15 protein-coding genes are annotated in these 17,565 nt (G+C 64.8%); 5 read left to right on the forward strand and 10 right to left on the reverse strand.

The window, feature by feature from the left end; all coding sequences use genetic code 11:
• Nucleotides 1–3: 3 nt before the first annotated feature.
• From RN01_RS15630 to RN01_RS15645, 4 genes are read left to right on the forward strand one after another with little or no spacing between them, the layout of a single operon-like run.
• On the forward strand, nt 4–903 hold the full coding sequence (locus RN01_RS15630) for an ABC transporter permease (RefSeq protein ID WP_017513829.1): 900 nt from the start codon (nt 4–6) through the stop codon (nt 901–903).
• A 13-nt stretch (nt 904–916) separates the two neighbouring features.
• Nucleotides 917–1,963 carry an ABC transporter ATP-binding protein gene (locus RN01_RS15635; protein WP_024570967.1) on the forward strand — a complete coding sequence of 349 codons (1,047 nt, stop codon included), beginning with the start codon at nt 917–919 and terminating at the stop codon, nt 1,961–1,963.
• Nucleotides 1,960–2,973, forward strand: coding sequence for an ABC transporter ATP-binding protein (locus tag RN01_RS15640; protein ID WP_017513827.1), 1,014 nt, complete (start codon nt 1,960–1,962; stop codon nt 2,971–2,973). The genes RN01_RS15635 and RN01_RS15640 overlap by 4 nt, the downstream gene beginning before the upstream one ends.
• Before the next feature lie 35 nt (nt 2,974–3,008).
• On the forward strand, nt 3,009–4,469 hold the full coding sequence (locus tag RN01_RS15645) for an amidohydrolase family protein (RefSeq protein WP_017513826.1): 1,461 nt from the start codon (nt 3,009–3,011) through the stop codon (nt 4,467–4,469).
• Between the two features lie 66 nt (nt 4,470–4,535).
• Here the strand turns inward: RN01_RS15645 and RN01_RS15650 are convergent, their stop codons facing one another.
• The 7 genes from RN01_RS15650 to RN01_RS15680 form a co-directional block, all read right to left on the reverse strand.
• The gene (locus tag RN01_RS15650; protein WP_024570966.1) at nt 4,536–5,645 is read right to left on the reverse strand and encodes a porin; all 1,110 of its coding nucleotides are present in this window, start codon (nt 5,643–5,645) and stop codon (nt 4,536–4,538) included.
• A 306-nt stretch (nt 5,646–5,951) separates the two neighbouring features.
• Nucleotides 5,952–6,944: a tripartite tricarboxylate transporter substrate binding protein gene (locus RN01_RS15655; protein WP_017515433.1), complete on the reverse strand. Its 993-nt coding sequence runs from the start codon at nt 6,942–6,944 to the stop codon at nt 5,952–5,954.
• A 49-nt stretch (nt 6,945–6,993) separates the two neighbouring features.
• Nucleotides 6,994–7,755, reverse strand: coding sequence for a cupin domain-containing protein (locus tag RN01_RS15660; RefSeq protein WP_024570965.1), 762 nt, complete (start codon nt 7,753–7,755; stop codon nt 6,994–6,996).
• A gap of 32 nt (nt 7,756–7,787) precedes the next feature.
• A complete protein-coding gene (locus RN01_RS15665; RefSeq protein WP_024570964.1) occupies nt 7,788–8,603 on the reverse strand; it encodes a GntR family transcriptional regulator in 816 nt (271 codons plus the stop codon).
• Nucleotides 8,600–10,393 (reverse strand): acyclic terpene utilization AtuA family protein, encoded by a 1,794-nt coding sequence (locus RN01_RS15670; RefSeq protein WP_024570963.1) that lies wholly within the window; start codon nt 10,391–10,393, stop codon nt 8,600–8,602. Before RN01_RS15670 ends, RN01_RS15665 begins: the two co-directional genes overlap by 4 nt.
• 10 nt (nt 10,394–10,403) lie before the next feature.
• Nucleotides 10,404–11,171 (reverse strand): enoyl-CoA hydratase/isomerase family protein, encoded by a 768-nt coding sequence (locus tag RN01_RS15675; RefSeq protein WP_024570962.1) that lies wholly within the window; start codon nt 11,169–11,171, stop codon nt 10,404–10,406.
• Complete coding sequence (locus RN01_RS15680) at nt 11,164–12,417, reverse strand: CaiB/BaiF CoA-transferase family protein (RefSeq protein WP_017513743.1); 1,254 nt, start codon at nt 12,415–12,417, stop codon at nt 11,164–11,166. Before RN01_RS15680 ends, RN01_RS15675 begins: the two co-directional genes overlap by 8 nt.
• A 271-nt stretch (nt 12,418–12,688) precedes the next feature.
• Here RN01_RS15680 and RN01_RS15685 point away from each other — a divergent pair, with 271 nt between their 5' ends.
• A complete protein-coding gene (locus RN01_RS15685; RefSeq protein ID WP_024570961.1) occupies nt 12,689–13,558 on the forward strand; it encodes a crotonase/enoyl-CoA hydratase family protein in 870 nt (289 codons plus the stop codon).
• Nucleotides 13,559–13,623: 65 nt separating this feature from the next.
• Here RN01_RS15685 and RN01_RS15690 read toward each other — a convergent pair whose 3' ends face one another.
• The 3 genes from RN01_RS15690 to RN01_RS15700 form a co-directional block, all read right to left on the reverse strand.
• A complete protein-coding gene (locus RN01_RS15690) occupies nt 13,624–14,634 on the reverse strand; it encodes an Ldh family oxidoreductase (RefSeq protein WP_017513742.1) in 1,011 nt (336 codons plus the stop codon).
• A gap of 37 nt (nt 14,635–14,671) precedes the next feature.
• Nucleotides 14,672–16,096: an aldehyde dehydrogenase (NADP(+)) gene (locus RN01_RS15695; protein WP_017513741.1), complete on the reverse strand. Its 1,425-nt coding sequence runs from the start codon at nt 16,094–16,096 to the stop codon at nt 14,672–14,674.
• Nucleotides 16,097–16,246: 150 nt separating this feature from the next.
• Complete coding sequence (locus tag RN01_RS15700) at nt 16,247–17,191, reverse strand: dihydrodipicolinate synthase family protein (RefSeq protein WP_017513740.1); 945 nt, start codon at nt 17,189–17,191, stop codon at nt 16,247–16,249.
• Nucleotides 17,192–17,565: the final 374 nt, after the last annotated feature.

Raw genomic sequence — 17,565 nt, forward strand, 5'->3', positions numbered from 1 at the left:
GCCATGACCGCTACCCTGCCCTCGCGCCAGGACGCCGCCGCACGGCCGGCGGACGACGACGCGCCGTTCGTGCTGCCCCGCTGGTACTGGGCGCGCAAGCATCCCACCCTCGTCATTGGCGCCGTGCTCCTGCTGGCCGTTGCCGCGCTGGCGATCGCCGCGCCGTGGATCTCGCCGTTCGACCCGCAGGACATCGACCCGCTGGCGCGTATGCAGCTGCCTTCCGCCGAACACTGGTTCGGCACCGATGCGCTGGGCCGCGACGTGTTCAGCCGCGCGGTCTGGGGCGGCCGCGTGTCGATGATCGTCGCCCTCTCGGTCGGCCTGCTATCCACCGTGCTGGGCGTCATCATCGGCCTGACCGCCGGCTTCGTGCGCTGGACCGACGGTTTTCTCATGCGCGTGATGGACGGGCTGATGGCCATCCCGGGCATCCTGCTGGCGATCGCGCTGATGGCACTGACCCAGGCCAGCCTGGGCGCGGTGATCGTCGCCATCACCATCCCCGAGGTGCCGCGCGTGGTGCGGCTGGTTCGCTCGATGGCGCTGACCCTGCGCGAGCAACTGTACGTCGAAGCCGCGCACGCGGTTGGCACGCGGCTGCCGGTGATCCTGCTGCGCCACGTGCTGCCCAACATGGTCGCGCCGCTGATCGTGCAGGCCACCTTTGTCGCGGCGGCGGCCGTGCTGACCGAGGCGGCGCTGTCCTTCCTCGGCGTGGGCGTGCCGGCGCAGACGCCAAGCTGGGGCAACATCATGGCCGAAGGCCGCAACTTCGTTGCCGTGGCTTTCCACATCCTGCTGTATCCCGGCCTGCTGCTGGCCGCCACCGTGCTCGCTATCAACCTGCTCGGAGATGGCCTGCGCGATGCGCTCGATCCGCGCCTGGCGCGCCAACTCTGAGATGGGAACTGCCATGACGTCCACCCGCAAGGCACTCCCCGCCGGCACACCACTGCTGGAAGTACAGGACCTGCACGTGCGCTTCGACACCCTGACCGGCCCCGCGCGATCGGTCAACGGTGTCTCCTACACGGTGCGCGCCGGCCAGACACTGGGTGTGGTCGGTGAATCCGGCTGCGGCAAGAGCGTGACCGCGCTCTCCATCATGCGGCTGCTGTCCACGCCACCCGCGCACGTGACAGGCGCCGTCCTGCTCGACGGGACCGATCTGCTCACGCTAGGCGAGCGCGAGATGCGCCGCATCCGTGGCAACCGCATCTCCATGATCTTCCAGGAGCCGATGACCTCGCTCAATCCGGTCTTGACCATCGGCCGCCAGATCGCGGAAACCGTGCGCCTGCACCAGGGGGCGAGCCATGCCGAAGCGCTTGCGCGCGCGATCGACATGTTGCGCCTCGTGCAGATCCCCGAGCCCGAGCGGCGCGCGAACGAGTATCCGCATCAGCTCTCTGGCGGCATGCGCCAGCGCGTGATGATCGCGCTCGCGCTGGCCTGCAATCCCGAGGTGCTGATCGCCGACGAGCCCACCACCGCGCTGGACGTGACCATCCAGGCGCAGATCCTCGACCTGATCCGACGCCTGCAGCAGGAGCTGGGCACCGGCGTGGTGATGATCACGCACGACCTCGGCGTGGTGGCGGAGAGCTGTCATCGCGTGGTGGTGATGTACGCCGGGCGCAAAGTCGAAGAAGCGAACGTGGCCGATCTGTTCGACCGCCCGCTGCATCCCTACACACGCGCCCTGATGGCATCCATGCCGTCGATGAACACCGGCAGCAGCCGCCTGACCGAGATCCCCGGGCTGGTGCCGTCGCCCCAGCAACCACAGCGCGGCTGCGCCTTCGCGCCACGCTGCGCCCAGGCGCAGGCCCGCTGCCACACGGAGATCCCCCGGCTCTCGGCACAGGGCGCCGACCACTTTGTGGCCTGCTTCGCCGTCGAGGCAAGTCAATCCGATCGCGTCGCGCCAGTCGACAGTACCCCGGAGACCCTTGCATGAACCCCTCTCAGGAACCTATCGCGGCGACCGCGCAGGCCGCGCCGCTGCTGCAGGTGGACGGGCTGCGCAAGCACTACACTGCGCCGCGCCGCTGGCCCTCGCCGCCGCCCCGGCCGATCCAGGCGGTTGATAACGTCTCCTTCACGGTCGCTCGTGGCGAAACACTGTCCCTGGTGGGCGAATCCGGCTGCGGCAAGACCACCACCGCAAAGTCCGTGCTGCGTCTGGTGGAGCCCACCGCAGGTTCGGTCAGGCTGGACGGCGAGGAACTGCTGACCCTATCGGCCGGAGAGATGCGTCGCCGCCGGCGCGAACTACAGATCATCTTCCAGGATCCCTATGCTTCGCTGAGCCCCCGTCTGACTGCGGGAGACATCGTCGCGGAGCCGCTGCGCAACTTTGGGATGCGCTCCCGCGCGGAGCGCGAGGCGCGCGTGCAGTGGCTGTTCGGCAAGGTCGGCCTGCGCCCCGAGGCCACCGCGAAGTATCCGCATGAGTTTTCGGGCGGGCAACGCCAGCGGCTCGGCATCGCCCGCGCACTGGCCATGCAGCCCAAGCTGATCGTGTGCGACGAACCGGTCTCCGCGCTCGACGTGTCGGTGCAGGCCCAGGTCGTCAACCTGCTGATGGACCTGCAGCAGGAGTTCGGCATCGCCTATCTTTTCGTCGCCCATGATCTGGCCGTGGTGCGCCATATCAGCCGCCGCGTGGCCGTGATGTACCTGGGTCGCATCGTCGAACTGGCCGACCGCGATGCGCTGTTCTCGACGCCGCGCCACCCCTATACCGAGATTCTGCTGTCGGCCGCCCCGGTGCCAAACCCGCGCGCGCCGGCACGACGCATTCTGCTGCAGGGCGATCCGCCCAGCCCGGCAAACCCGCCCTCTGGCTGCCACTTCCATACGCGCTGCCCGCTTGCGCAGCCCATTTGCCGCGAGCAGGCACCGGCGCTGACGGCGCGCCCGTCGGATGCGCCGGGCGGCCACCAGGTCGCCTGTCATTTCCGTTGAAGGACACACCCATTCCATTTCAGGAGACCCGTAGCATGGCTGAGCAGGCTTCGAACCATCATGATCTGCTGATCCGGGGCGGCACCGTGATCGACGGTAGCAAGGCACCGCGATTCGCCGCCGACATTGCCGTGCGCGATGGCCGCATCGCCGCTATCGGCGACCTTGCCGGTCACACTGCCGAGCGCACGCTGGACGCCACTGGCCGCATCGTCACCCCGGGCTTCATCGACTCGCATACCCACGACGACCAGGCGGTGCTGTCGCAGGCGGCAATGCCGTTCAAGATCTCCCAGGGCGTGACCACGGTGGTGGCCGGCAACTGCGGCATCAGCGCTGCACCGCTACGCGCCAACATGGACCTGCCGATGCCGCTGGGCCTGATCGATGCACCGCCTGAAGGCCGCTTCACAACCTTCGCCGCCTATCTGGAAGCCCTGCGCGCCACCCCCAGCTCGGTGAACGTGGCAGCGATGGTGGGGCACTCCACGCTGCGCGCGGTCACCATGTCCGCGCTGGATCGCCCCGCGAACGACGACGAGATCGCAGCCATGCAGGCGCTGGTCGAGGAAGCGATGCAGGCGGGTGCCATCGGGCTGTCAACTGGTACCTTCTACCCGCCGGCGATCAAGGCCACCACCGAGGAGATCATCGAAGTCTGCCGCCCGCTGAGCGCGCGCAAGGCGCTCTATGTCACGCACATGCGCAACGAGTCCGATCAGGTCATGGAAGCGCTCGAGGAGACCTTCCAGATCGGCCGCGCGCTGGACGTACCCGTGGTGGTGTCACACCACAAGGTGCAGAACACCCCAAACTTCGGCCGCAGCCGCGTCACCCTGCCCTTTATCCAGGAGACGATGCAGCACCAGTGCGTGTCGCTCGACTGCTATCCCTACACTGCCGGCTCCACCATGATCCGCACCGAACCCGCCATGCTCGAGGGTCGCGTGCGCATCGCCTCCAGCGTGCCGCACCCGGAATGCACGGGCCGCGACCTGGATGACATCGCCCGCGAATGGGGCGTCGCCAAGCAGGAAGCCGCACGGCGCCTGCAGCCCGGCACGGCCATCTACTTCCTGATGGACGAAGCCGATGTGCAACGCATCCTGGCTTTCGACGAAACGATGATCGGATCGGACGGCATCCCGGTCGGCGAGAATCCGCACCCGCGCCTGTGGGGCACTTTCCCGCGTGTGCTGGGGCATTACTGCCGCGAGGTCGGCCTGTTCCCGCTGGAGACCGCCGTCTGGAAGATGACCGGCCTGACCGCGCGCAACTTCGGCCTGCACGGACGCGGCACGCTGGCGGTCGGCAACCATGCCGACATTGTGATCTTCGATGCCGGCACCATCCGCGACGCCGCCGACTACGACACGCCCACGCGCCCGGCCGAGGGCATCGACACCGTGATCGTCAACGGCGCCATCACCTGGCACGGCGGGCAGCATACCGGCGCCAGGAACGGCCAGGTCATCAAGCGTCGTCACGCCGCCTGATGACCTGGCGGGAAGCACCGAGGCCGAGTGCCATGAGCCCCGGCCTCGGATGCTCCCGCGTAGCGGCTAGAAGCGGTGGCGTACTCCCACGGCCACGCCGATCATGTTGTCCGCTCCGGCCCCCAGGTAGTAAGCATTCGCAAAACTGATCGCCGACGTGTCGAAGTTCAACCCCGAGTTCTTCGAATAGGCGGTGGTCAGGTAGACGTCGGTACGCTTGGAGAAGGCGTAGTCGGCGATGAAGGTGACCTGCCACGGGTTCTTCACGTTGAAGCCCGCTACGTTCCTGATGTCGTCGTAGTAGTAGGCCAGTGTCAGGCCAAGCGCGGCAGTCGCCTGGTAGTTCGCGCCAATCCAGTAGTAGTTGTCTCGCAACAGGGTCGCGTCGGTGGTCCCCTTGTTCAATCCCCAGCGGTATCCACCCATCACCTTGACCGGCCCGGTCTCATAGCTGGCCGCTAGCGCGACTTTTCGGAATGCGCCGGTTGCCCCCGTTGTCGCGGACAGCGTGGGGTTGTATTGGTCGTAGACCACCGTGGCCCCGAACGGTCCGCCGGAATAGCTCAACGAGGCACCGTATCCGGTATCGCGGCGGAACTGGCCCGCGACCTCGCCGGCACCGGCAACACCGTTGCCAAACGACCAGTAGCCACCGGCGGTGACGCCCCCGAACTTGCCGACATACTTGATAACGTTGTCCGAGCGGTAGTTCAGGCCGAGTTGCATGGCAATCGGCTCGTACTGCACGCCGTAGCGGGTCGGCGAGAAGTCGGCCAGCGCGCTGAAGATCGTGGTGTACTGACGGCCCAGCGTGATGGCACCAACGCTGTCGCTCTGCAAGCCCACATACGCCTGACGGCCAAAGATCCGGCCACCCTGCTGCAACTTGCCGTCATCGCTGCCAAAGCCGCTTTCCAGCACGAACAGCGCCTTCATCCCGCGGCCGAGATCTTCGGTCCCGCGAATCCCCCAACGCGAGCCAGACAAGCCGCCGGGCGTCATGCCGATTTTGCTGTGCGCAGGGCCCGGAAAGCCGGGTTGGGTCGGCGCGATGGAGGAATAGTGGCTGACGTACTCGATGTTTGCATCGACGACGCCATAAAGCGTGATCGAACTCTGCGCCAGTACGGGCGCGGATGCAGCACTGAGTACAGCAAATACGGTTCCCTGTTTCATGTTTGATGTCTCCTTGTTGGTCTTGGGTGTTACAGGCACTGCACGAAAAAAAGGCAAAGCACAGCCAACGCCCCAGGGCGGAAATCCCTGGGGACGGCGTGGTGAAAAAAAGGCAAATGCCGGACTGACCGGGGTCGCGCTGCTACCAGCGCGCCGGCATCATGACCTTCGCAATATGGGGGCGTGAAGAAGAACCTGGAGCTGTGCCTTCAGCTCGGACGTTGACGTTGGCATGGCATCCGAAAATGCCTTTCGAGATTCCGGTGCAGGTACGGGTGCCTGCTGACAATGACTACGGTTCGATACCTACTCCGGTTCGATACCTGCTGCCTTGATGGTTTTGGCCCACTTCGCGGTTTCGTTGCGGACAAACGCCGCCAGCTCTTCCGGCGTTGAAGACAGCGGCTGCCCGCCCGTCTTGCCGAAGTGCTCCGCCGCCGCGCTGCTGCCCATGGCCTGCTGGATAAAGCCGCTCATCTGGTCGACGACAGACGTGGGTGTGCCGGCGGGGAAGAATGCCGCCACCCAAGCCGTCAATTCATAGCCCGGCAATCCGCTCTCGTCCATCGTGGGCACGTCCTTGAACAACGGATGCCGCTGTGCGGTGGTCACCGCGATCGCGCGCAGCTTGCCGGCCTGGATCAGCGGCCGCGCCGGCGAGATGTCGGAGATCATGAAGTCGATCTGATGGCCCATCAGGTCGGTCAGCGCCTGGGGCACCCCCTTGTAGGGGACATGCAGCGCTGGCGCTCCGCTCATGATCTTGTACAGCTCGCTGGCGATACGGGTGGAGGAACTGCCGCTCCCGAACGTCAGCTTCCCCTGCCGTTGCCGGGCCAGCGCCGTCAGATCCGCCACGGTGCGCACCGGGCTGTCGGACGGCACCACCAGTACCAGGCCACTCTTGGCGATCAGCGAAACCGGAGCAAAATCCTTGATGGGATCGTAGGGCAGCTTCTTGAACAACGAGGCGTTGGCCGCGTGCGTGGTGTTGGTGGTGATCAGCATGGTGTAGCCGTCGCCCTGCGCGGTGGCAACGGCCTTTGCCGCGATGAATCCGTTCGCGCCCGGGCGGTTCTCGACCACCACGGACTGGCTCGTCTGCATCGTGATGCTTTGGGCCACATAGCGTGCGCTTTCGTCGGTGCCGCTTCCCGCCGGGAACGGCACGACTACGCGTATCGGCTTGTCCGGATACCCCTTGGTCACGGCCGCCGAAGCCATCTCTGGCGCCGTTGCCGATACCGCCAGGGCGGGGAGCAGCCCGAGAAAGCGCCGCCGGTTGATCTGCTGTTCCATTGTGTCTCCTTCTATTTTTGTCTCTGGTAATCCGTCGCAGCGTCGCGCGTCAGCTCACGGCGTCGTGCGCGCGGATGACGATGAATGCCGAGGGAGCACCACCGGCCGCGATGCGTAGAACATGGTTCTCCGGCACGAAGACCCAATCGCCCGCGATCGCGCGGAACGGTTGATCGCCGATCTGACCGTCCAGCTTGCCGCTGCGCACGAACAGCACCTGTTCCGCGTCCTGTAACGCGTGGGGAGCCACATAACCGTCGGCGGCAAGTTGCACCATGTAGATATCGAGGAACCGGGCGCCCACCGTCTGATGCGAGATTGCCGGGCTGACCCGCGCGCCCACATAGAAATCCAAGTCGATCGGCGGCGCATCGGTCGGCACGTCGCGTACGTCGCCGGCACCGTCCTGGAGGCGCGGATCGTCGATGCCGTCCGCCACCACGGCGGCATTCGGGTTCTCGCTGTAGGGTGGCGCGTAGACCACCATGACTTGCACCGGCTCTTCGCTCACGACTTCAAAGCGGTGAAACATGCCGACCGCGTTGAAGCTCCAGTCGCCCGCCCTCAGCGTGCGACGGTGCCCCGGCAGCTCGCCCACGCCCTCGCCGGCTAGCAGGTAACTGGCCTGTTCGAGGTTCGGGTGTGCATGAGGCAATGCGCCATGGCCACGCGTGATCGTGCCAAGCAGCACCTCTACCCGCCGGGCGCCTACCGTTTCCTTGCCGATGATGCGCTGATTGGCGGTACCGGTATGGTTCGCCGGCGAGTAGGTCGCCACGTCCGCCGCACGCAAAACCATTGGGGATGCCATCGTCTGTCTCCTTGTCACGTTGCGATGCAGGACTAGCGACGCGCTTCAGGAATCGTCAACTCCGGATAGTGTTCGCTCAGTGTCGCCGGGAGCGCGACATCCAGCACGAAGCGATCGCCGCGATACCAGAAGAAGCCGGCCATCAGGACATTGCCGTCGACATCGAGAATCGACCGGGCCATCTTCGCGACCGGCGCGCCAAAGATGTAGCCGAGATCGCGCACCAGCACATAGTCCGCCGGCTCGACCGTCAGCGTCATGTACGTGGCACCCATCCGGTCGCCCACGACCTGACGCAGCAGCTGGACAAGCTTGTGACGTCTCTCGCCACCGCGCGGAAACCGGGCATATACGGAAGTCGCCACGTACATCTCGATGGCGCAGAACGGTGCCCCGTCCTGGATATGGAGCTTGCGCACCATCGCATAGGTGTCGTGTGCCTTGCCGAATCTCGACAGCGCTGTCGGCAGGCTGACGCCGTCCCGCTTCTCGAGAATGCGGATCTCGAGATCGGCGGCGCCAACCGCATCGTCGTTGATGGCGGCACGCAGACGCTCGTCGAATCCGGATGGCGCCTTGATGACGTGAGTGCCGCGCCCGCGCTGGCTGCTGATCAGCCCCTCTTCGGCCAGCAACGCGAAGGCCTGCCTCACCGTGACCTTGGCGATCCCGTGGGACTGCGCCATCGCGTCCACCGTCGGTAGCTGGTGACCAATCGGGTACTCGCCCGAGACGATCTTGTGCCGAATGACGCTGGCGAGCTGCCGATAACGGGTTACGCCATCGGTGCCGTCTTCGCCCAGCACGCTGTTGTCATTGGCAGACGTGTTAGCCGTGACCGGGCTCATTGCAGCAGCCCTCCCGGCACGCGTACAGGCATGGTCAACAGAATCTGGGCCATGCCCTTGCCCAGGGGGTCATTGCGCAGAGATGCCATGCCTCCTCCGTCCAGTGCTGACTCACAAACGAAGTTCATCGCGTCGAAGCCTGGAAGGTCGTAGCGCGTCACTGGCCCTTCCACGAGATGCGCCAGCCAGTCCGCCACGCGTGCCGGCGTGACCTCCGCACGCAACAGCGGCAGGTACTCGGGCCTGCGTGCGATAAGACCGATGTTCGAGATGTCGCCTTTGTCGCCGCTGCGCCCGTAGGCGAGGCGGATCAGGGGTACTTCGATCGTGTCGTGAGGTCCCGCCATCGCGGCAACGACGTCGATGTCGGGGGCTGGTGCGGTGACGGTTGCATCCGCGCTGTCGCCCAAGGGAATCGGCACGGCGCTACGCACTCCGTCCATCACAACGGCCGGCGCCAGCGCTGCCTTGTCCAGCAGGAACGGGTACTGCCGGATCGATGGCGATGGGCTGGCGCGCCCGCCTCCGCCAGAACCCGTGGTGCCGGGCGACCAACTCGTCCCCGCGGCGGCAATCTCGCGGGCGAACAGCTCCAGTGGCGCCTTATCCCGGTGCGTGACGGCGATTCGCATGACGACTTCGCGCGTGTGGCGCGTCGCCGCACGCGGCCCGAAGCAGGACTCCGCGCCGAGCACCTCGATGCGGGTGCGGATATAGTCGCCCCAGCCGTTCTCCTCGAAGATCCGGCGCGTGCGCGCGAGGATGGCTTCCCCGGTACGCTCCGCCTTGGCCACCGCATCGACACCAATGATCGAAAGCTGGGCATTGCAGCGAAAGCCGTCGATGTAGGTAGCGCTGACCTTATAGGCACCACCCGGCGCGCGTCCACGCGCCCCGCTGACCTCGATCCGGTTCTGGCCGATCTGCCGCAGTTCGACGCGCGTGAAGTCGCACGTGACGTCAGGTAGCAGGTAAGACGCGGGATCGCCGATCTCGTAGAGGACCTGCTCGCCGACGGTGGCGGTGCTCACCAAGCCGCCTGTAGCGGGAGGCTTGCCGACCACGAAACTGCCGTCGTCGCGACATTCCACCACGGGATACCCGATGTTCGGCCAGTCCGGCACGCTTTCCCAATCGGTATGCAGCCCTCCGGTAGCCTGGCACCCACACTCGATGATGTGGCCGGCCAGACTGCCCTGCGCCAGCCGGTCATAGTCAACCGGCTGCCAGCCGAACTCATGCATCAGCACACCCAGGGTGACCGCACTGTCGACACAGCGCCCGGTAATGACGATCTGGGCACCTTGATCCAGTGCCTGGCGAATCGGCAACGCGCCCAGATAGGCATTGGCGCTGACGACCTTCTCCGGCAGGGGGCGACCCTTCTGCATGTCGCGCACGCCCGCGTCGCGCAATTGCGGCAGCAGCGACATCACGTCGTCGCCTTCGACCACGGCAATGCGCAGCGAGAGACCATGTTCCGCCGCCAGCGCGGCGATGGCCTCGGCGCACCCGTGTGGATTCATCCCACCCGCGTTGCTGATGACACGAATGCCACGCTCTGCGATCTCGCCGATCAGGCTCTTCATCGTCACCGTCACGAAATCCGTGGCATAGCCAAGCTCCGGCTTGCGCAACCGGGCCGACGCCAGGATCGACATGGTCAGTTCGGCCAGGTAATCGAACACCAGATAGTCAATGTTCCCGCGGCGCACCAGTTGCGGCGCGCCCACGCTGCTGTCACCCCAGAAACCGGATGCGCCGCCGATGCGGATCGTTTTTCCTGTCATGTGTGTGCTCCTATTTGCCGGTCCAGCCGGGCCGGCGTTTCTCACGGAAGGCAAGCTGCCCCTCACGGGCATCTTCGGTCATGGCCAGCAGGCCGATCTGGCTTTCCGTAAACGCCATCGATTGCGCGAAAGGCATGTCTTCGACGTGCTTGAGGGTGTAGAGGCCGCGACGGATGGCCGTCGGCGACTTGTCGAGCAAGCGCCCCAGCAACCAGTCAATCCTGCCGTCCAGATCGTCATCGACATAGTTGACCAGCCCTGCCGCGAGCGCGTCGGCGGCCGTGATCGGCTCGCCGCACAGGCACATCTCGTTGAGCAGCCTGCGCGGCACCAGCGACTGCAGCACGCTCAGCACCTGCGCCGGAAACAGGCCAACCTTGACCTCGGGGAGACCGAAGATCGCATTTCCACGGGCCACGGCCATGTCGCACATCGCCATCAGCCCCATTCCACCGGCCATGCAGGCGCCGTTGACACGGGCGATCAGCGGAATCGTGGATTGCCGGGCCACACGGAGGAGGTCCGCCAGCCCGAGGTAGGGATCCGAGTAGTCGAACGCGAAGGACTTGCCACTCTGCAAATCCGCGCCGGCGCAAAAGGCCTGTTCGCCCACGCCGGTAATGACGATGGCCCGAATCGCGCCGTCACGATTGGCGCCGACGATGGCTTCGCGAAGCCCCTGCACGACTGCCGGGCTCATGGCGTTGCGTCGTTCGGGTCGGTTGATGGTCAGCGTGAGAACGGATCCCCGGACTTCGCTCCTGAGTTCTTCAGCCATTGTTTGCGTCCTTTTCGATCGATTCCATTCTGGAGGCCTGCATGGAGGCACCCGATGCCATGAGCGCGTCAATCGCGGCATCGTCGTAACCGGCTTCGCGCAAGACTTCGCGGCTATGCTCGCCCAGGGCCGGCGCATGACGGCGCCCCGCCGGAGGCGTTCCGTGCCACTCGCTCGGCACCGCCATCTCGCGGATACGGCCGACCACCGGATGATCCGATTCCGTGAAAAAGCCGATATCGTCCAGATGCGGATCATCGAGCAGCGACTCGAACGTATGCATCGGAAAGACCGGTATGTCGGCCTCTTTCAGCAAGGCGCGCCATTCGTCTGTCGTGCGCCGGATCATCTCGTCGCTGACCATGCCGTAGAGCTCGGTGATATACGCGGTGCGGGTGGTGATGTTCGCGAAGCGCGAGTCCGTGTCATACAGCTCCGGCTTGCCAATGACCTTGAGGAAGGTGCGCCAATGATGATCGTGGTAGATCAGGCAGCAGACATAGCCATCCTTGGTCCTGTATGGCCGCCGCTCGGGTGACAGCAGACGCGGATAACCAAAGTCTCCCTTTGCGGGAACGAACGTCTGCCCATACAGATGGTCGCCCATGACATAGGGGACCATGGTCTCGAACATGGGAACATCGACACGTTGCCCCTTTCCAGTACGCGCCTGCGAATAGAGCGCCGCGCAAATCACGCCGAAGGCATAGAGACCCACCGAACGGTCGGCAATGGTGATTGGCAGGTAGCGCGGGATATCGCCGGAACCGAGCGATACGGCCAGCGGCAGGCCGGTGGCCGCCTGGATCAGATCGTCGAATGCCGCTTGTGGCGCGTAGCGTCCGCGCTGCGAGAAGCCAAACATGCCCACATAGACGATGCGAGGATTGATTGCCGCGATCGACTCGTAATCCAGCCCAAGCCGCTGCATCGCCTGTGGGCGCACGTTGTAGGCCAGGACGTCTGCATCCTTGACCAATCGCAGCAGCGCGTCCTTGCCAGCGTCGGTCTTCAGATCCAGCACGAGGCTGCGCTTGTTGCGGTTGAGACCAAGGAACAGCGGCCCCAGTTTCTCGTCGCCGCAGGGGCCAATGCGGCGTGTGCTGTCGCCGTCTGGCGACTCCACCTTGATCACGTCGGCGCCCAGGTCAGCCAGCATCTGGGTGGCTGACGGCCCCATGAATACGGACGTGATGTCCACCACTTTCACGCCGGCCAATGGGCCGGTTGTCTCCTGTTTCTTCATATTTTTGTCCGCAGTTTGGCTACGTCGACCCATTGGCGAAGCCGCCCATGGGCCAGCGTCGACTTTCGTCACACTTGCCGATCATGGCGGCAGTCAATTAGTTCTATGAATAGAACTATAGATGAAACACCATCACGGATCAAAGTCCGCGTTTACCCCAGCCGTGGCTTGACGACTCGACGGCCCTGGCCTGTTCCGCGCAGCGAAAGCCCCGCACCACGACGGTGCCGCAGGTGCTACGCTGCATCCACTTCCCAACAGGCACGCGACCATGACCACCACGCCCCCGGCTTTCGAGACGCTTCAGTACGCCGTGCAGAACGGCATTGCCACGATTTCGCTCCACCGCCCCGAGAAGATGAACGCGTTCACACACCAGATGTGTGAAGACCTGATCGCGGCATTTGACGCGACGGATGCCGACGACAATGTGCGCGCCGTGGTCGTGACCGGCAGCGGCCGCGCGTTCTGCGCGGGTGCCGACCTGTCCAGCGGTGGCGCCACCTTCGACTACGAGAAGCGTTATGGATCGACCGGCGTGAAACGTGACGGCGGCGGCCGGGTCGTGCTGCGCATTTTCCGCAGCCTCAAGCCGGTCATCGCTGCCGTGAACGGCGCCGCGGTTGGTGTCGGCGTCACCATGCAGTTGCCGATGGACATCCGCATCGCCTCGACCGACGCAAAGTTCGGCCTCGTGTTCGCACGGCGGGGGATTACGCCGGAAGCGGCTTCGTCATGGTTCCTGTCGCGCGTCGTGGGGATTTCGACGGCACTGGAATGGTGTTTTTCGGGTCGCGTGTTCAGCGCGCAGGAAGCGCACGAGCGCGGACTTGTGCGTTCGCTCCATGCGCCCGAGGATCTGCTGCCGGCGGCCTATGCCATCGCCAGGGAGATCGCGGACAACGCCGCCCCGGTTTCGGTCGCCATGGCGCGCCAGATGATCTGGCGCATGGCAGGCGCCGCTCATCCCATGGACGCCCACAAGGTGGATAGCCGCGCGATCCAGTCGCGTGGTCAGTCGGACGATGCGAAGGAAGGTATTGCGAGCTTTCTCGAGAAGCGTCCGGCACAGTTCCCGAACCGCGTATCGAGCCAGATGCCGGACTTCTTTGACTGGCAGGGCGAGCCAGACTTCGAGTAAGCCGCCAATCGCCGGCGATTCGCGAGCCGAGGCGGTTCGCGAATCGTCGTCAGAGGATGGCTCGGCTATCGCAGCTTGAGCAGATCCTCGTACAGCGCGCGTGGCACCGTCACGCCCGCCTCATCGCTCCTGGCTCGCGCGGCGTAGCGGCGTTGCGACGGCAAGCGCGCGCCCTGGCTCGTGATTGCCTCGAACAGGCTCTCGGCCTTCTCCAGATACTCGCTGGCCCGATCGCCCAGAAAGACAGTGGGATCGAATGCCAGCAGCAGTTCGCCATGACAAGGCGTGGCCCCCGCGCCCGCATCGAATGCCATGGATTCGGCGCTGGTCATGTCGCCGATCAGCGGGCCGGCCATCAATTCGATCATCGCGGACAACGCAGACCCCTTGTGCCCGCCGAACGTCAGCATGGCGCCTTTCAGCGCCGCCAGCGGGTCGGTCGTCGGGTTCCCGTCCGCATCGATGGCCCACCCCTCCGGCAGCGCCTTGCCTTGCCGGCGATGAAGCTCGATATCGCCTCTGGCGATCGCGCTGGTCGCAAAGTCGAAGACAAATGGCGTTCTGCCCGGACGCGGCCAGGCGAACGCCAGGGGATTCGTTCCGAATACCGGTTTGGTTCCGCCGGCAGGGGCCACCCACGCGTGGCTGGGCGTCATGGCCATTGCGACCAGTCCTTCGCTCGCCAGCGATTCCACTTCGGGCCAGAGCGCGGAGAAGTGAAAGCAGCGATTGATGGCCATGGCCGCCAAACCGCATTCCCGGGCTTTCCGGATGAAATGCGGCAGGCCGGTCTGAAACGCCAGCAGCGAGTTACCAAAGCGGGCATCGACCCGGACGATCGCTTTCGCCTGATCGACGACTTCCGGCACCGCGTGACCATCCACCTTCCCGTTGCGAATGGTATGAACGCAGACCAGCAAGCGATACAGGCCATGAGACTGGCACTCGTCGCGCTGGCCCGCGACGATCACGTCTGTGATCGCCTTGCTGTGCGCCTCGGAGTAGCCGTTCGTTTGCAGAACGTTGAGCGAAAGCTCGCGTACCTCCGCGAGCGAGAGCTGGATGGTTTCCGACATTGATCTGCCATGCCTCCTTATCGTTGCCTGTGAGATGTCACGCGCGCTGGAGCAGCCACTCGGGCGCATCCTGAAGCGCCACGGGCCGGAGAAAACGCTGCAAGGCAGCATACCCGACCGATGTGGTCTTCGGATCGGTGGACGCCGGCCAGGGGCCGCCATGTTGCTGAGCGCGTGTCACGGCGACGCCGGTAGGCACACCAGAGAACAGCACGCGGCCCCCAATGTTCTGGGCCACACGCACGATCTCGCGATTCTCGTGGTTGTCCTGGTCAGCCCCCCAGATCGTGACCGTGAGCGATCCCTTGACGGCGGAGAGTACATCGGGAATCGCATCGACGGATGGCACCATGACCACTACGGCCGCGGGACCGAACATTTCCTCGTGGAGGCTGGCATCCGCGATAAAGGCAGCGCCGGTGGTCTGGAACAGGCGGGGAGCCGGGCCGGCCCCAGCTTCATTCCCTTCCAGTACGACCTCGATACTGGCATTCGCCTTGATACGCGCGGCGGCATCTTCAAAACCATTGCGGATGCCTTCGCTCAGCATCCGATGGGTGGCCTGTCCCGCCAGCGAATCGCCCAGCGCCGAGACGAACTCGCGGCCGCGCTGGTCATCGACCACCACGATAACGCCGGGGCTGGTACAGAACTGGCCGCAGCCTTGCAGCATCGACGCCGCCAGCACCTTGGCCGGCGCAACCGGGTCGTCATGCAGTGCAGCAGGGAGCACCACCACCGGATTGATCGAACCGAGTTCGCCGAAGAAGGGAATCGGGATCTCGCGCTCATTGGCGGCGCGCCACAAGGCCACGCCACCCTGATAGGAGCCCGTGAACGCCACGCCCGCGATCAGCGGATGCTTGACCAGATGGATATTGGCGTCGCGCGACATATCGCACTCGAGCATCGAGAACACGCCCTCTTCCACGCCTTGCGCGCGCAGGACCTCTGCGGCAATCTTCGCCACCTCGATCGACAGGCGCGGATGTCCGCCATGCGGCTTCACGATGACCGGACAGCCTGCAGCCAATGCCGATGCGGTGTCTCCGCCCAGGACCGAGAACGCGAACGGGAAGTTGCTGGCTGCAAAGACGGCAACCGGACCAATCGGCACCATGACACGGGTCAGACGCGGACGGCCCGACGGAGGCGGACCGGGAATGGCTTCGTCATCCACCTGGACGTAGGGGACGCCCGCCACGACTTCATCCGCGAAGCCCCGCAACTGGAACGATGTGCGGGCGATCTCCCCCGTCAGCCGTGGGATGCCGAGGCCGGTTTCCTCGTCGGCCATCACCGCGAGTTCATTCGCGCGCGCGTCGAGGGCGTCGGCCAGCGCACGCAGCACGCCACTGCGGACCGTGGGACTCGAATGCGCCCATGCCGCGCTGGCCTCGTGGGCGCGCGTGGCGTGCTGGTCGATGATCGCGAAGACTTGGTTCTGTTCGGAAGCGTGCATGAATGGAAACGAGGGAATCTGACAGAAAAGCGGAGAAGCGAGCGAAGCGCGGAAGCGCCGCATCACGGAGAAGGAGTACAGATGGGTAGAACAGGCACCCAAGGCGGCGGACTTCGCCGCCTTGGGATGGTCATGCAGGGTCAGACAGGATCAGGCGTCCACGCCTTTGGACCACTCGCGATACCAGTCGCGGAAGAGTGCGTACTGCTGTTCCGCGTAGTTGCGCTGCGCATCGCTCAGCGCGTCCGTCTCGTTGAAATGCAGCGTGTATTCCTTGTCGCCGTTCAGGACCATCAAGTGCTTGTAGAACAGGACCAGATCAGTACCTTCGTCGAACGAGGACAGGACATGCAGCGCCGCCTCCAGCTCCCTGGCCAGGCGACGCGCCTTGACGTCGCCAGCAGCCGCCTGCTTGCTCAGCTTGACCAGTTGCAGCACTTCACGCGGCAGCGCGTTGCCGATACCGGTGATGGCACCGGTGGCGCCGCAGTTCACAAACCCGTGGAACACTTGCGTGTCGACACCGGCCATCAGGATCACGTTCTCGTCCTGCGAGGTGATGTTCTCCGCGGCATAGCGCATGTCCGCCGCGCCGCCAAACTCCTTGAAGCCAATCAGGTTCGGGAACTGGCGGCGGAGTTCGAAGAACAGGTCCGCACGGGTGGCGAAGCCATAGTACGGGCTGTTGTAGATCACCGCGGGCAGGCTCGGCGCGGCGGCAAGGATGGCGGAGAAATGCGCCTTCTGCGCGGCCGGGGACGCGCCACGCGACAGCACGCGCGGAATAACCATCAGGCCGTGCGCGCCAACCTTCGCGGCGTGCGCGGCGTGGGAAACGGCTTCCTTCGAATTGACGGCGCCGGTGCCGACGATGGTCGGCACGCCCGCTGCCACGAGGCGGGCCACGCCTTCCTGGCGTTGTTGCTCCGTCAGCAGCGGCCAATCTCCCATCGACCCGCAGTAGACGACCGCGCTCATGCCGAGTTCGATCAGTTCCTTGCCCTTGGCGACGAGCGCGTCGAAGTCCGGCTTGCGATCCGGAGTGCAAGGGGTCATGAGTGCGGGGATAGTACCCTCAAAAATCTTGGAAGACATCACGCGGTCCTGAGTCAGAAAGTTTCGATAAGAGCGGAATCGGGGCTCCCGGAAACAGCCTCCGGGAGACTGCCTTGTCAGGATGACGATCCCTGCTTCGTGCATATTGTATAAAATCTGTTGCGGAAGGTGCTACGAGATTTCATCAGGGTTTACCCGTCATTCCGCACCAGTCTGGCTCATCCGTCGCCCCCCATCCGGCTCCACAGATGCACCATTTCCTGGCTTGCAGAGGCCCTTTCCGGGAGATTGATGACGACTTTCCGGCCCCAATGGTTCCCCGCCAAAGGGTAAACCCCTTATTTCCGTATATTGCATGTTGTATAAAATCTCACCACTGACGCCGGTGTGGCGAGGCGGGAATCCACCCGCTG

Origin of the sequence: Cupriavidus sp. SHE (assembly GCF_000812445.1) — a bacterium.
Taxonomy (GTDB): Bacteria; Pseudomonadota; Gammaproteobacteria; order Burkholderiales; family Burkholderiaceae; genus Cupriavidus; species Cupriavidus metallidurans.

Excerpts from the sequence above, each read along its gene's own strand:
- RN01_RS15630 (WP_017513829.1), top strand. The coding sequence starts at position 4 with ATGACCGCTACCCTGCCCTCGCGCCAGGACGCCGCCGCACGGCCGGCG.
- RN01_RS15635 (WP_024570967.1), top strand. The coding sequence starts at position 917 with ATGACGTCCACCCGCAAGGCACTCCCCGCCGGCACACCACTGCTGGAA.
- RN01_RS15640 (WP_017513827.1), top strand. The coding sequence starts at position 1,960 with ATGAACCCCTCTCAGGAACCTATCGCGGCGACCGCGCAGGCCGCGCCG.
- RN01_RS15645 (WP_017513826.1), top strand. The coding sequence starts at position 3,009 with ATGGCTGAGCAGGCTTCGAACCATCATGATCTGCTGATCCGGGGCGGC.
- RN01_RS15650 (WP_024570966.1), bottom strand. The coding sequence starts at position 5,645 with ATGAAACAGGGAACCGTATTTGCTGTACTCAGTGCTGCATCCGCGCCC.
- RN01_RS15655 (WP_017515433.1), bottom strand. The coding sequence starts at position 6,944 with ATGGAACAGCAGATCAACCGGCGGCGCTTTCTCGGGCTGCTCCCCGCC.
- RN01_RS15660 (WP_024570965.1), bottom strand. The coding sequence starts at position 7,755 with ATGGCATCCCCAATGGTTTTGCGTGCGGCGGACGTGGCGACCTACTCG.
- RN01_RS15665 (WP_024570964.1), bottom strand. The coding sequence starts at position 8,603 with ATGAGCCCGGTCACGGCTAACACGTCTGCCAATGACAACAGCGTGCTG.
- RN01_RS15670 (WP_024570963.1), bottom strand. The coding sequence starts at position 10,393 with ATGACAGGAAAAACGATCCGCATCGGCGGCGCATCCGGTTTCTGGGGT.
- RN01_RS15675 (WP_024570962.1), bottom strand. The coding sequence starts at position 11,171 with ATGGCTGAAGAACTCAGGAGCGAAGTCCGGGGATCCGTTCTCACGCTG.
- RN01_RS15680 (WP_017513743.1), bottom strand. The coding sequence starts at position 12,417 with ATGAAGAAACAGGAGACAACCGGCCCATTGGCCGGCGTGAAAGTGGTG.
- RN01_RS15685 (WP_024570961.1), top strand. The coding sequence starts at position 12,689 with ATGACCACCACGCCCCCGGCTTTCGAGACGCTTCAGTACGCCGTGCAG.
- RN01_RS15690 (WP_017513742.1), bottom strand. The coding sequence starts at position 14,634 with ATGTCGGAAACCATCCAGCTCTCGCTCGCGGAGGTACGCGAGCTTTCG.
- RN01_RS15695 (WP_017513741.1), bottom strand. The coding sequence starts at position 16,096 with ATGCACGCTTCCGAACAGAACCAAGTCTTCGCGATCATCGACCAGCAC.
- RN01_RS15700 (WP_017513740.1), bottom strand. The coding sequence starts at position 17,191 with ATGTCTTCCAAGATTTTTGAGGGTACTATCCCCGCACTCATGACCCCT.